Here is a 14,199-nt window from a genome sequence, read left to right on the forward strand (position 1 = left end):
CGACGAGGCCGCCGCCCGTGCCCTGGCCGCGTTGGCGGACCGCTGATGCTCACCGCGGACCAGGTGACGGGGTGGCCGGCGCTGCCGCTGGACGAGGCCGCGCGCGAGGCGCGGGCCAACGGCCGCACCCTGCGCGAGGAGATCCGGACCGGCCAGGCGGCGCTGGAGCGGACCTCCCGGTGGCGCGGGGCGGCGCGGGGATTCGCCGCATCGCGGTTCGCCGAGGAGGTCGACCACGTCGAGGAGGTGTCGCGGGTGCTGGCCGCCTTCGCCGACGCGGCCGAGGATGCCGGCGCCGAGCTGTCGGACGGTCGTGAGCGGGTGCTCCGGCTGGCGGCCGAGGCGGACGTCGCCCGGGGTGGTGCGGGTGGCCGCCCTGCCGATGACGTTCACTCGTTTGCCGGGACCGAGGCCGAGAACCGGGAGGCCGTCGACGAGGCCGATGCCCGGCTGCGCGCGGCCCTGACCGCCCTTGACGAGACCGACCGTCGACACGCCGCCCGGCTCGACGCGTTGGTCGCCGATCTGACCGCCATGGTCCACGGCCATGTCGACGTCCTCACCCCGGAGGGGCGCCGCGACCCCGATGCCGTGGTCACCCGGCTCGCCGCGATGACGCCGCAGCAGCGCCGGGACCTGCTCGCCCGAATGAGCACGCGCGACATCGACCGACTCGTCGCGGCGAACCCGGGTGTGCTGGGCAACCTCGACGGCGTGCCGTTCGCCGTGCGGATCGCCGCCAACCGGCGGGCCATCGAGGAGGCGTTGGAGGCGCAGGTGCGCCGCGGCGTCGGCGACGGCCCCCGGGCGCGGCAGCTGCGCGAGATGCTCGGCACCATCGCCGACCCGCATGCCCCCCACCGTCGCGTGCGCCGTCAATTCGTCGCCTTCGCCAACACGCCCAGCGGGCGCGCGATCGAGATGTTCGGCGCCGTGCGCCCGACGACGACGTCGGTGGCGGTCTACGTCCCCGGCACCGGCACCAAGCTGGACACCGCCGGCGCCAACCGCACCGCGGCGTGGAACTTCGCCAATCGCAGCGGCTCGCCGGTGTTCCTCTACCTCGACGGCCAGTTCCCGCCCGATCTGCCGTCGGCGCTGTCGTCGAAGTACGCGATGAGCATGGCGCCGCGGCTGGTCGAATTCGGCCGGTCGCTGGACGCGGAGGTCGCCGCGCACGCCCCGGCGGCGGCCACGGTGTACCTCGGGCACTCCTATGGCGGGGCGGTCGTCGGGACCGCCGAACAGCTCGGACTACGGGCGGACCGGGTCGTGTACGCGTCGGCGTCGGGCACGGGCATGCTCCCCGGCGGCGCCGATGCGTGGTCGAATCCAGCTGGGCCCCAACGTTTCTCGATCACCCCGCCGGGTGATCCGATCCACCCGATCCAGTCGTCGGGCGTGCACGGCGGCGACCCGGACACCGCCCGCGGAGTGACGCGGATGGACAGCGGCGACTACGCCGACGGGCAGCGCGTCCGGGGCCGGCACGGGCACGGCGCCTACTTCGACGACCCGGACAGCGACGCCTTCGCGAACATGGTCGCGGTGATCCGGGGTCGGGCGGTCAGGCCGTACGTCCCGCGCGAACCCGATGTCCCCGGCCCCGGATAGCGGCCGCCTATCCTGACGGCATGACCCCGCAGCCCCGATGGATGACCGACACCAAACCCGGCCACAGCGAGTGGTACATCGAGCGCTTCCGCACGATGGCCGCCGACGGCGCCGACCTGGTGGGCGAGGCCCGGATGGTCGACGCGATGGCGCCCCGCGGAGCGCGAATCCTCGACGCCGGCTGTGGGCCGGGCCGCGTCGGCGGATACCTGCAGGAGGTCGGGCACACGGTCGTCGGCGTCGACGTCGACCCCAAACTGATCGAGGCCGCCGGGCAGGACCACCCCGGGCCCACCTGGCTCGTCGGGGATCTCGCCGAGCTCGATCTGCCGGCCTGTGGCATCGCCGAACCCTTCGACCTCATCGTGTGCGCGGGCAACGTGATGGTCTTCCTCGCACCCGGCACCGAGCGGCAGGTGCTCGAGCGGCTCGCCGCCCACCTCGTCGACGACGGGCGGATCGTCGTCGGGTTCCACACCGACCGGGACCTGTCGGTGGCGGACTTCGACGCCGCCGTCGCCGACGCGGGATTGGCGCTCGACCTGCGCCTGGCGACCTGGGATCTGCGGCCCTGGCACGACGACGCCGATTTCGCCGTGTCGATCCTGCGCAAGCCGACCGGTTAGAACGTCACCGTCGGCGGGTTGGTGAACAGGTCGACCTCCGCGACGACGTACCGCTTCACCACGTCGGTGGTCGGGCCCGCGGGGGTGCTGACGCTGACCGGGAACTCGATGATGCCCAGCGAGAACAGCAATGCGCCTCGTCGACGGTTGAAGTACGACCGGCTCAGGCTGGGGATCTCCACCTTGCCCCACCGGGCCGATCCGGGGACGGCACCGGTTTGGCGGACCCGGTTGGGGCAGTCCTCGGGGGTGGGGTCGGTCGACTGCAGGCACCTGTCGAAGGCGGCGCGGATGGCCTTCTCGGCGGCGTCGGCACCGGCTGGGCTCGCGGTGACGCGCACGCGCAGCTGACCGGCGAAGACCCCGCCGGGCAACAGCCAGTCGGGTTTGACGAACTCGTTGGAGCTGACCGCGAAATTGGGGTTGGGGGTGGCGAACTCGACGTAGCCGGGGAACAGGGCGATGGTGCCGACGGTGACCGGCTTGCCGAACAGCCGCAGCACCCGACCCGCGTTGTCGCCCGGCAGGCCACGCACCTCGACGGCACTGTGCCGCAGCTTCCAGCTGCCGTCGGCCCTGGTCAGCCGCAGGGTGACCTCCGAGTCGTTGTCGCCGAAGCGGACCGCGACGCGGACCGTCGACGTCGTCGTGCCGCCGCTCTCGCGCACCACGCGGATCTCGCTGATGGGGGTCTTCGCCGTCTGCCGGCGCAGGATCTCGTCGGTGAGGAACTCGGTGGTGACCGGGGTGCTCGACGAGTACGACAGAGCGCGCTGCGCATCACCGTCGGCGAGTGCTTGGAAGTAGGCGGTCGCGACCCCGGCCGGGGTGGCGTCGGGGTCGCTGCGGGCCCGCTGCACGGCCATGAGTCCCGCGACGAGCGCGGTGCCGAGGACGACGGCCAGTCCGCTCAGGATCCACGTGGTGCGCCGCCGCCGCTTCTCGCCCTCTTCGCCGCCGAGCGTGCCCGGATTTTCGCCGAGCGTGCCCGGATTTTCGTCGACCGTGCCCGGGTTTTCGCCGGTTGGGTCGAGACCCGTGCCCGCGCCGGGCAGGGCGTCGACCGACCGCCACTCGTCGGGGTCGCCGGGGAAGACCTGGACGTCGTCGGACACCCTGTGAAGTCTAGAGCCCGCTCGTCAGCGGTTCAGGAACGCCGAGACGGTGGCCTCGAAGGCGGCTTTCGCCTCGATCATCACCCAGTGTCCGCACTTGGGGAAGATGTGCAGCTCGGCGTCGGGGATGAGGCGCATCGGGACCATCGCCATGTCGGGCGGGCTGACCCGGTCGTCGCGGCCCCACGTCAGCAGGGTCGGGCATGCGACCTTGTGCATCATCGCCCAGTACGGCGGAGTATCGGCCGCGGCCATGAACTGCTGCTGCATCTCGAAGGCCTTGGAGCCGTACATCATCGCGGCGGTCTGCTGCGCGTCCGGATTGGTGGCGGCCTCCCAGCGCTCCTCGATGAGCTCGTCGGTGACGATCGAGCGGTCGTAGACCATCGAGTTCAGCCAGCGGATGAGCTTGTCGCGGTCCGGGGCGTCGGTGAACTCCTGCAGCAGCCGCAGGCCCTCGCTGGGGGAGGGGCTGAAGACGTTGGGCCCCACACCGCCGATGGTGACGAGTTTGGCCACGCGCTCGGGCTTCTTGATCGCCAGGTTGATCCCGACGACGCCGCCCATCGAGTTGCCGATCATCGGTGCGGACTCGATGCCGAGGCCGTCCATGAAGCGGGTCACCGAACTGCCGGCGGTCAGCACCGGGTGCCCCTCGACCGGGTCGCTGACGCCGAAGCCGGGGAACTCGAGGATGAAGGTGTGATGGGTCTGCGCGAAGTAGGCGAGGTTGTTGCGGTAGTTGCGCCAGCCGGTCACGCCCGGGCCGGAGCCGTGCAGCAGGATCAGCGGCGGGGCGTCGGGGTCACCGGCCTCGTGGTACCGGATAACGCCCTTGTCGGTGGCCAGTTCGCGTTTGGTCGCGTCGTATGAGACATCCACGAGGGCCATACTAGAACACGTTCTAGTTTTCGGACAGGGCTACCAGATGCGGACCCGTTGGTCGGGCTCGAGGTAGAGCTTGTCGCCCGGCTGCACGTCGAAGGCGTCGTAGAAGGCGTCGACGTTGCGGATCACCCCGTTGCAGCGGAACTCCGGCGGCGAGTGCGGGTCGATCGCGAGTCGCTTGATCGCCTCCTCGTCGCGCGTCTTGGTCCGCCAGATCTGCGCCCAGCTGTAGAACAGCCGCTGCTCGCCGGTCATCCCGTCGATCACCGGTGGATCCGGGTTCGCCAGGCGGTAGGCGACGAGGGCGATCGACAGGCCGCCGAGGTCGCCGATGTTCTCGCCGATGGTGAACTCCCCGTTGACCTTGTGGTCGGGGGACAGACCCGTCGGGGTGAACTCGTCGTACTGGTCGATGAGGGCGCGGGTCCGCTTGGCGAATTCGGTGCGGTCCGCATCGGTCCACCAGTCGACGAGGTTGCCCTGGCCGTCGTACTTGGCGCCCTGGTCGTCGAAGCCGTGGCCGATCTCGTGGCCGATGACCGCGCCGATGCCGCCGTAGTTGACCGCGTCGTCGGCCTCGGCGTCGAAGAACGGCGGCTGAAGGATGGCGGCGGGGAAGACGATCTCGTTCATCCCCGGGTTGTAGTAGGCGTTGACCGTCTGCGGGGTCATGAACCACTCGTCGCGGTCGACGGGCCGTCCGATCTTGCCGAGCTCGCGGTCGTACTCGAAGGCCGACGCGCGCGCGACGTTGCCGATGAGATCGTCGCGGTCGACGGTCAGCGCGGAGTAGTCGCGCCAGTGGGCCGGGTAGCCGATCTTCGGGTTGAACGCGTCGAGCTTGGCGAGGGCCTTCTTGCGCGTGGCCGGGGTCATCCAGTCGAGATCGGTGATGTTGCGCCGGTAGGCCTGTACGAGGTTGGCGATCAGCTCGTCCATCCGTGCCTTCGCCGCGGCGGGGAAGTGCTCGTCGACGTAGAGGCGGCCGACGGCGAAGCCCACGGCGTCCTCGACGAACCCGACGCCGCGCTTCCAGCGCTCGCGGATCTCCGGTGCGCCGGACATCGTGCGGCCGTAGAAGTCGAAGTTCTCGTCGACGAAGGCCGCGGGCAGGTAGGGGGCGGCCGAGTGGAGCAGCTTCCAGCGCAGCCAGGTCTTCCAGTCGTCGAGCGGGCGGTCGGCGAGCAATCCGGCGACGCCGGTGATGAACGACGGTTGTCCGACGTTCACCTCGGCGAAGGCGTCGGTGTCGCCACCGGCGAGGGTCGTGATCCAGACGTCCACCGGGAAGGCGCCCGCCTCTTTGGCGAAGTCGGCGGCCGAGGTGAGGTTGTAGGTGGCGTCGGCGTCGCGACGCTTGACGACGTCCCAGTGGTGGGCGGCGATCGCGGTCTCGAGATCCATGACGGTCGCGGCGGCTCCCGCCGGATCGTCGACGCCGGCGAGCGTGAACATCTTCTCGATGTGCGCGACGTACGCGGCGCGGGTGTCGGCGTGGGCGTCCTCGCGGTAGTAGGACTCGTCGGGCAGGCCGAGACCGGACTGGACGATGTGCACGAGGTAGCGGTCGGAGTTCTTGGAGTCGGTGTCGACGTAGACGCCGAACAGTCCGCCGATGCCGCCGCGCTGGAAGGCGCCGAGCGCCTGGGCGAGGCCGGCCTGGTCGGTGATCGCATCGATGGCCGACAGTCCGCCGGTGACGGGCGAGAGGCCCAGCTCCTCGATGCGGTCGGCGTCCATGAACGACGCGTAGAGGTCGCCGATCTTGCGCTCGTCGCTGCCCGGCGCGGCCCCGGAGTCGGCCGCGGCAGTGATGATGTCGCGGACGTCCTCCTCGGCGCGGTCGCGCAGCACGAGGAAGGAGCCGTCGATGCTGCGGTCCGCGGGGATCTCGTGGGTGGCGAGCCACTTGCCGTTGAAGTGCGCGTACAGGTCGTCCTGGGCGCGCACCGAGTCGTCGGTGAAGGAGAAGTCGATGCCGGAGGGGGAGGTCGTCGCAGTCACGGTTTCCATCCTGCCGGAATTTCTTGCCGAGTGGACTCCCGAAGTGCGCCGAGTGGGCGCTCGATCCCCGTCGAGTGGGCGGTGAATCTCGTCGAGTGGGCGCTCATTTCCGTCGAGTGGGCGGTGAATCTCGCCGAGTGGGCGGTGAATCTCGCCGAGTGGGCCCCTCACGTCCGCCGAGTGGGCACTTGCCTCGCCGGGTGCCAGACTGGAGGCATGAGTTATTCGGTGCTCCGCGCCGGCGACCGGTTCCACACGACGACGGACTGGCTGTCGTCGTCGCACAGCTTCTCCTTTGGCGATCACTACGACCCGGAGAACACGCATCACGGCGTGCTGCTGGTCAACAACGACGAGACGCTGCGCCCCGGGCAGGGCTTTGACACGCACCCCCATCGCGAGACTGAGATCATCACCTGGGTGCGGTCGGGCAGTTTGGTCCACCAGGATTCGCGCGGACACAGCGGCGTCGTCTACCCGGGCCTCGCGCAGCGGATGAGTGCCGGCACAGGCGTCGAGCACTCCGAGCGAAACGACACCTGGACCTCGTCCGACGGATTGCGCGTCGAGGGAGCCGGGACCGTCGACGTCAGCTACGTACAGATGTGGGTCCTGCCCGATGAATTCGGTCTCGACCCCGGATACGACCAAGCCGACGTCAGCGCCGACCTCGCCACCGGCGGACTGATCCCGATTGCATCGGGCGATCCGGCGGTCGACGCGGCGATCCGTATCCGGAATCGTTCGGCGACGTTGTGGACCGCGCGCCTCGACAAGGGTCAACGGGTGCGACTGCCCGCGAGTCGGTTCACCCACATCTTCGTCACCGAGGGTGCGATGCGGTTCGACGACGAGACCCTCTTCGTCGGTGACGCGGTGCGCGGAGCCGATCTCGGCGGCTGCGCCCTCGTCGGGGAGTCGGACGGGCCGGCCGAGGCGCTCGTCTGGGTCATGGGCACGTCGCTCGGAGAGTGATCGCCCACTCGGCGAGATTCACCGCCCACTCGGCGGAAATGACCGCCCACTCGGCGAGATCTACCGCCCACTCGGCGGAAATGACCGCCCACTCGGCGTTATGGAGGCGTGACGGGATCGTCACGGACCCGGTGCGCACCTGGCTCGCCATCATGTGTGACTAATGTGAAAATTGTGACTTATGAGGTCACGGAATTCTGCACTGGCGGTCATCGCCGCCGCGGCGTGCTGCGCAGCGGCGACGTCGTGCTCGTCGACGCCGACCGGCGCCGCCGGCGTCGTCCACGACTATGCGGCAGCGATCTCGCAGCAGAACATCCAGAAGGCCGCCGCACTCACGACCGCCCCGGGGCAGGCCGCCGACACCCTCACCGCGACCATGGACGGCATGCACGCCATGGGCGTGGACACCAAGGTCAAGCGCGCCGAGGACTTCAACGACGGCACCGCCGGCTTCACCCTGCAAACGACCTACCGCTGGGACAACAAGCGCAAGTTCAGCACCGAAACGCTCGGCACCGCGCGCAAGCTGTCGTCGGGCTGGCGCGTGCAGTGGGAGCCCGCGCTCATCTACCCGGGTCTGCACCCGGGCGGCCACCTCGCCAACGTGCGCACCGACGCCAAGCCCGCGCCGCGGGTCCTCTCGTCCAGCGGCAAGCCGTTCATGGTGATGCAGCAGGTCAACGACATCGTCGTCGACCCCGGCCTGACCAAGGACCTCGGCTCGACCGTCCGCGCGGCGGCCCGGGCCATCGCGCCGATGGCACCCCAGATCACCTCCGACGTCATCCTGCGCAAGACCGCCGCCAACCCCGGCCAGGCCGTCGTCGCGGTGACCCTGCGCGACCCCGACATGAAGGTCCTGACCACCGACCCCGCCAAGATCCCGGGCGTCAGCGTGCACAAGTACGAGAAGCTCGTCATGGCCAACCGCCAGCTCGACTCACCCCTCGAGGACGGGCTCAGCAACTACTGGCAGGCACTGCGCGACGCGACCGCCGGCTGGCAGATCATCGCCGCGCAGCCCGGTCGCAAGACCGAGCGGCTCGACGGTGAGCAGGGCCCGGCGGGCGGCAACATCGCGACCACCGTCGACCCGCGCGTCCAGCGCGCCATCGGCGATGCGGCTCTCGACGTCGCGCAGCCGACGACCATCCTCGCGCTCGACGGCAAGACCGGCGGGATCCTCGGGATGGGCCGCAACGACGCGGCCGCCGCGCGCGGCATCAGCATCGACGGCGAGTACCCGACCGGGTCGTCGCTGTCGCCGGTCTTCGACGCGATTGCCAAGCAGTCCAAGGCCACCGGCACGTCGTCCGAGGAGCTGCTGGACCGCGTGGGCCTGGGCGTCGTCTTCACCGTGCCGGGCGCCTCGTCGCCGCGCAGCACGGGCATGACGGTCGAGCAGGCCGACTACCGGCCGGGCGAGGTCCGTGCCTCGATGCTCAACGTCGGCGCCCTCGGCGTCGCGCTGACCCGGGCGATGTCCGGGGAGAAGAAGTCGGTGCCGCCGTTCATCATCAAGGGCCAGGAGACCAAGGTCCACGACGGTGAGCTCGGCACGCTCGACGGCGCCCTGGTGCGCCCCATCCTCGACGCGATGGTCCGCACGGTCCGCAGCGGCGACGCCAGCGACCTCACCAAGTCGAAGGGACTGCGCGCACTCGTGGGCACCAACGGCCCGTCGGGACCGGGTTGGTTCCTCGGCGTCGTCGACGACAAGGTGATCGTCATCTACACCGAGGGCCAGCGGTCGGGGACCGCGGCACTGCAGGCGGCGCAGAAGTACCTGTCGGCCCGCTGACTCAGCGGCGCAGCCGGTGGAGCCGGGCCGCGATGGCCCGCCAGCCGAGTAGGAAGACCGCCAGCGTCACCGTCGCGACGACGATGAACGACGGTGCCGTCCCCGCGCGCAGGACCGCCCGCAGGGCCATGCCGACGGCGACCGTCGACACCCAGACGACGACGCCGAACGGCAGGACGCGCTCGGGCCGGTACACCCGCGCACCCGAGTCCGACGAACCGAGCTGCGCGTACACGTACATCAACGACCACCCGACGGCCGCACCGACGAGGAAGGGCCAGGCGGTGTGCACGATGCCGAGCGGGTCGATGCCCTCGTCGTGACTGCGCCGACCGATCGTCGCGAACAGCAGGACCAGGACGGCGTCGACGACGGCGGACACCACGAGCGGCAGTTGCAGGGCCGGGCGGGAGACGCTGGTGTTCATCAGACCTACGGTAGCTTCCACGCGTCGTCGCCGGTCGGGCCGTCGTCCTCGTCGTCCTCGGTGGCCGCGTCGGGGATGTGGTGGCCCAGGATCATGCGGCGCTGATCGTCGGTGAAGTCGACCAGCGGCCGGTCCGGGTCGGAGGGCCCGGTGGTGGTGCGCAGGCTCTCTTCGAACTCGTCGTCGGAGTCCTCGACGTTCTTGATGCGGCTGCGGTACATCGCGAGGATCACGACCCACCCGATCAGCGACACGAGCACGAAGCTCACCAGGCGGTAGAGGATGACCGCGACGGCCGCGGTGCCGTTGTCCATGCCGGCCGGGACCAGGGCCAGGACCATCGCGACGTCGGCGACGCCGAGTCCGCCGGGCAGCAGCGGGATCGCGATGCCGGCGGCCTTCGACGTCGCGTAGGCGACGGCGATGCCCGCGATCGAGGGGTGTGCGCCGATCGCCCAGCAGGCGAACATCAGGCAGAAGATGTCGGTGATCCAGTTGAACAGGCTCCAGCCGAAGGCGACGGTCGCGTCACGGCGGGTCAGCTGCACGGCACCCAGCTGGTCGATGAGCAGGCGCAGGCGCTCCTGGCCGGACTCCTCGGGCTTGTTGCGCAGCTCGTTGTACCAGCGCAGGATCTTCGAACCCCAGGCGTGCACGGTCGCCGGGTGCGTGGACAGGTACTGCAGCACGGCGACGAAGGCGATGAACCCGATGATCGAGAACATCACCGAATACGGGTTGGTGCGCACACCGGCCATCAGGGCGCCGACGATGCCGAGGGTCGCCAGGCCCACGCCGGCGATGAGGCCGGCCATCACGACCTGCCAGGACGCGACGACGGGATTGGCCCCCCACCGGCGGGTCTCGCGGTAGGTGAAGGCCGGGGCCAGCACCTGGCCGCCGGGCATGGTCTGGCTCAACGAGTTGGCGGCCAGGATCACCGACAGCGACCGCCACTGCGACACGATGACGCCCGCCGAGCGGAACAGCGCGCGCTGCACCCGGGCGAAGCTGTCCAGGTTGAGCATGGAGGCGACGAAACACGCGCAGAGCCAGCCCCAGTGCACGTCGCCGACGCGCGCCCAGGCGGCGGCGAACTGGTCGCGGATCAGATATCCCTCGACGGCGAGGACGGCGATGATCACGACCAAGACGACCCAGCGGAGCCACTTCCGGCTTCGTTGCCAGATCGCGCCGAGCGATTTCGCCATGCCGGTCAGGGTACCTAACCTGTGAAAACCGTTAACTCTGCCTAGGCTTGGCACCGTGAGTGATTCACCGGCCGCGCAGCGGCACCCCGTTCCCCCCGGCGTCCGCGCGGCGGCCTCCTGGTCGTGGCGCCTGTTGGTCATCGGCGCGTTCATCGCCGTGCTGTTCATCGGTTTCTGGCATTTCAAGGAGGTGCTCGTCCCGGTGGCGATCGCCATCCTGGGCACCGCGATGCTCGTGCCGGTGGTCGACTTCCTGAACCGCGGCGGGGTCCCCCGATCGTTGGCGGTGGTCATCTCGATGGTCACCGTCCTGGGTGTCCTCGGACTGGTGCTCGCCTTCGTGGTGCGCGAGTTCGTCAACGGCCTGCCGGAGTTGACCAAGCAGGTCACCGCGACCATCAACTCGGTCAAGGACTGGCTGGTCGACGGGCCCGTCTCGCTGGAGCGCAAGCAGGTCGACAACGTCGGCAAGGACCTCGTGGACTTCCTCAACCACAACCAGGAGAAGCTCACCAGCGGCGCCCTCTCCACGGCGACAACGGCCACCGAGATCATCACCGGCGCCTTCCTGACGCTGTTCCTGATGATCTTCTTCCTCTACGGCGGCGGCCAGATCTGGACCTTCCTCACCAAGCTCGTGCCCGCGGAGAACCGTGAGCGCGTGCACGCCGCGGGCCACGCCGGTTTCGGCACCCTCGTCGGCTACGTCCGGGCGACGGTCGCGGTCGCGCTCGTCGACGCGGTCGGCATCGGGATCGGGCTGGCAATCATCGGCGTGCCGCTCGCGCTGCCGCTGGCCTCGCTGGTGTTCTTCGGCGCCTTCATCCCGATCGTCGGTGCGCTCCTCACCGGTGGCGTGGCGGTCGTGGTCGCGCTCGTCACCAACGGCTGGGTCGCCGCACTGGTCGCGCTGGCCATCGTCGTCGCGGTCATGCAGCTGGAGAGCCACGTGCTGCAGCCCTTCCTGCTGGGCCGGTCGGTGCGCCTGCACCCGGTGGCGGTCGTGCTCGCGATCGCCGCGGGCATCGTCCTGGCCGGCATCATCGGCGGTCTGCTGGCGGTCCCGTTGATCGCCTTCCTGAACACCGCCATCCGCGAGCTGAACGCCTGGCCGGGGGAACCGGCGAAGGCCGACGGCGAGGGCCTGGTGCTCACCGCCGACCCGGACCCGCCGACCTGGGACGGCTGATGACCGGCGCGACCGGGCCGGACGACTCTCGCGCCGCCGCGCGTCGGGCGTGGCTGACCCGGGTCCGCGAGAGCATCGACGAGGATGCGAGCGCCCCGCTGTGGCGGGCCGCGCAGGTCTTCCGCGCCCTCTCGCTCGTCTACTCGGTCGGGTTCCAGTTCGCGGTGAACAACGATCTCGAGCGGCCGGCCGTCGCGGCCGGTCTGGGCATCGGGCTGGTCGCGTGGACCCTGGTGTGCGCCGTCGCCTACCTGGCCGGTTTCGGCCGCAACTGGAAGTGGGTCGGCGCCGAGCTAGCGGTCACCTGCGGGTTCCTCCTGTCGACGTCGTACGTGGCGTCGTCGGCGTGGATCACGAATCACCAGGCGTGGCCGACGACGCTGTGGGCGTGCAACGCGGTGATCTCCGCGGCGATCCTCGGCGGGGCGTCGGGCGGTGCGTTGACCGGCCTGGTCGTGTGGGCGTCGTCGGTGTTCGTCAAGGGTCGGGTCGACCTGAACCTCGGTCGCAACGCCCAACTGATCCAGCTGCTGTTCCTCGGCCTCGTCGTCGGGTGGGCGGCGACCAGTGCGCGGCGCAACCACGAGCTGCTGACGCAGGCCGCGCGCTTCGCCGCCGCCTCCGAGGAGCGCGACCGGTTGGCCCGGCACGTGCACGACGGCGTGCTGCAGGCGTTGGCGCTCATCTCGCGGCGGGGGCGGGAGATCGGTGGCGACACCGCCGGGCTCGCCGACCTCGCCGGTGAGCAGGAGCGCGCGCTGCGCCAGTTCCTCACCGACCGCGACGACGAGGACCGCACCTACCGGCAGGAGTCCGTCGACGTCGCCGACCTCGCGGCGCTGCTGCGCAAACAGGCCGGCGCCACGGTGTCGGTGAGCACCCCGCGCGAACCGGTGGCACTGCCGACGGCCGTCGCCGGGGAGGTCGACGCCGCGGTGCGCAACGCGCTCGACAACGTCGCCCGGCACGCCGGACCCGGTGCCAAGGCGTTCGTGCTGCTGGAGGATCTGGGCGACGAGGTGGTCGTCAGCGTCCGCGACGACGGCGTCGGCATCGAGCCCGGACGGTTGGCGGCCGCGGTCGACGAGGGTCGGCTGGGCGTGGCCAAGTCCATCGTCGGACGGATCGAGGCGCTGGGCGGGCGGGTCGAGCTGGATTCGACGCCCGGCGCCGGGACAGACTGGGAGCTGACGGTGCCGACGGCGCGAGGCGAGGAGGGCTGATGGCGATCCGCGTGATGGTGGTCGACGACCATCCGATGTGGCGCGACGGGATCGAGCGCGACCTGGTCGCCGAGGGATTCGAGGTGGTGGCCACCGCCGACGGGGTCGGCGCCGCCGTGCGCCGGGCCGCCGCCGTGCAACCCGACGTCGTGTTGATGGACATGCAGCTGCCCGACGGCACCGGTGCGGAGGCGACCGCGCAGGTGCTGGCCGCCTCGCCGTCGTCGCGCGTGTTGGTCCTCTCGGCCTCCGACGAGCGCGATGACGTGCTCGAGGCGGTCAAGGCGGGCGCGACCGGCTATCTGGTGAAGAGCGCCTCGCGGGAGGAGATGGTCGCCGGCGTGCGGGCCACGGCCGACGGTCAGGCGGTGTTCACACCGGGGCTGGCGGGGCTGGTGCTCGGGGAGTTCCGACGCATGTCGACCGAGGGCGCCGACGACCCGGAGAAGCCGGTCCTGTCACCGCGCGAGACCGAGGTGCTGCGCTACGTCGCCAAGGGGATGACCGCCAAGCAGATCGCGGCGAAGCTGTTCCTGAGCCATCGGACGGTCGAGAACCACGTGCAGTCGTCACTGCGCAAACTGCAGCTGGCCAACCGCGTCGAACTGGCGCGCTACGCCATCGAGCACGGGCTCGACGAGCCGGAGTAGCGCCCACTCGGCGAGATTCTGCCGCCCACTCGGCGAAGAAACAGCGCCCACTCGGCGAGATTCTGCCGCCCACTCGGCGAAAAACCTGCGTCCACTCGGCGAAGAAACGGCGCCCGCTCGGCGGGGTTACTGGCCCTGGCCGCCCTGTTCGCGGGCCCGGCGCAGCAGATCTTGAACACTGATCTCCTGGTCGCGGTTCCCGGCGGCGCGCTTGCCCTCGGGATCGGTGTCCGTCGACTCCTCGACCGGTCGCTGCGGCGCCCGCTGCTGCGGGGGCTGCGGGGCGGCAGGCTGCGCCGGGGCGGCGTCCTCGAAGCGGATGCCGCCGTCGCCCAGGCGCCAGGCGCCGGTGTCCGGAGCGGCTTCGTCGCCACCCTCGGTCGGGGCCGACCGGGTGACGCTCGGCGACGGGGGAGCGGGCGGTGCGACCGGTCGACGGGCGATCGGCGGCGCTTCACGGGGGCCGTCCTGCG

Annotated in this window: 12 protein-coding genes and 1 pseudogene; 7 read left to right on the forward strand and 6 right to left on the reverse strand. The window is 70.6% G+C overall.

The window, feature by feature from the left end; genetic code table 11:
- Both QM634_RS02990 and QM634_RS02995 read left to right on the forward strand, forming a co-directional pair.
- Positions 1-1,614: hypothetical protein (locus QM634_RS02990; RefSeq protein ID WP_415041291.1), on the forward strand; the 1,614-nt coding region annotated here is incomplete at its 5' end.
- A 20-nt stretch (positions 1,615-1,634) separates the two neighbouring features.
- Positions 1,635-2,240: a class I SAM-dependent methyltransferase gene (locus tag QM634_RS02995; RefSeq protein ID WP_415041292.1), complete on the forward strand. Its 606-nt coding sequence runs from the start codon at positions 1,635-1,637 to the stop codon at positions 2,238-2,240.
- Here the strand turns inward: QM634_RS02995 and QM634_RS03000 are convergent.
- Genes QM634_RS03000 through QM634_RS03010 form a run of 3 tightly spaced genes read right to left on the reverse strand, consistent with a single transcriptional unit; the run spans position 2,237 to position 6,256 of the window.
- Positions 2,237-3,355: a hypothetical protein gene (locus QM634_RS03000; protein WP_415041293.1), complete on the reverse strand. Its 1,119-nt coding sequence runs from the start codon at positions 3,353-3,355 to the stop codon at positions 2,237-2,239. The genes QM634_RS02995 and QM634_RS03000 overlap by 4 nt on opposite strands.
- A 24-nt stretch (positions 3,356-3,379) precedes the next feature.
- Positions 3,380-4,237 (reverse strand): alpha/beta fold hydrolase, encoded by an 858-nt coding sequence (locus QM634_RS03005; protein WP_415041294.1) that lies wholly within the window; start codon positions 4,235-4,237, stop codon positions 3,380-3,382.
- A 39-nt stretch (positions 4,238-4,276) separates the two neighbouring features.
- The gene (locus QM634_RS03010) at positions 4,277-6,256 is read right to left on the reverse strand and encodes a M13 family metallopeptidase (protein WP_415041295.1); all 1,980 of its coding nucleotides are present in this window, start codon (positions 6,254-6,256) and stop codon (positions 4,277-4,279) included.
- Between the two features lie 207 nt (positions 6,257-6,463).
- Between QM634_RS03010 and QM634_RS03015 the strand changes: the two genes are divergently transcribed.
- Positions 6,464-7,222, forward strand: coding sequence for a pirin family protein (locus tag QM634_RS03015; RefSeq protein WP_415041296.1), 759 nt, complete (start codon positions 6,464-6,466; stop codon positions 7,220-7,222).
- A gap of 181 nt (positions 7,223-7,403) precedes the next feature.
- Positions 7,404-9,026, forward strand: coding sequence for an NTF2-like N-terminal transpeptidase domain-containing protein (locus QM634_RS03020; RefSeq protein WP_415041297.1), 1,623 nt, complete (start codon positions 7,404-7,406; stop codon positions 9,024-9,026).
- 1 nt (position 9,027) lies between these two features.
- Here the strand turns inward: QM634_RS03020 and QM634_RS03025 are convergent, their stop codons facing one another.
- Positions 9,028-9,453 (reverse strand): DUF3054 domain-containing protein, encoded by a 426-nt coding sequence (locus QM634_RS03025; RefSeq protein WP_415041298.1) that lies wholly within the window; start codon positions 9,451-9,453, stop codon positions 9,028-9,030.
- Between the two features lie 5 nt (positions 9,454-9,458).
- Positions 9,459-10,664, reverse strand: coding sequence for a lysylphosphatidylglycerol synthase transmembrane domain-containing protein (locus QM634_RS03030; protein ID WP_415041299.1), 1,206 nt, complete (start codon positions 10,662-10,664; stop codon positions 9,459-9,461).
- Between the two features lie 55 nt (positions 10,665-10,719).
- Here QM634_RS03030 and QM634_RS03035 point away from each other — a divergent pair, with 55 nt between their 5' ends.
- From QM634_RS03035 to QM634_RS03045, 3 genes are read left to right on the forward strand one after another with little or no spacing between them, the layout of a single operon-like run.
- A complete protein-coding gene (locus QM634_RS03035) occupies positions 10,720-11,853 on the forward strand; it encodes an AI-2E family transporter (protein WP_415041300.1) in 1,134 nt (377 codons plus the stop codon).
- A complete protein-coding gene (gene macS / locus QM634_RS03040; protein ID WP_415041301.1) occupies positions 11,853-13,076 on the forward strand; it encodes a MacS family sensor histidine kinase in 1,224 nt (407 codons plus the stop codon). The genes QM634_RS03035 and macS overlap by 1 nt, the downstream gene beginning before the upstream one ends.
- Positions 13,076-13,726, forward strand: coding sequence for a response regulator (locus QM634_RS03045; protein ID WP_415041302.1), 651 nt, complete (start codon positions 13,076-13,078; stop codon positions 13,724-13,726). The genes macS and QM634_RS03045 overlap by 1 nt, the downstream gene beginning before the upstream one ends.
- Before the next feature lie 126 nt (positions 13,727-13,852).
- Here QM634_RS03045 and QM634_RS03050 read toward each other — a convergent pair.
- Positions 13,853-14,199: pseudogene (locus QM634_RS03050) on the reverse strand (RND transporter); the annotation flags it as partial.

It is taken from the genome of Gordonia sp. (in: high G+C Gram-positive bacteria), from assembly GCF_047606305.1.
Lineage (GTDB): Bacteria > Actinomycetota > Actinomycetes > Mycobacteriales > Mycobacteriaceae > Gordonia.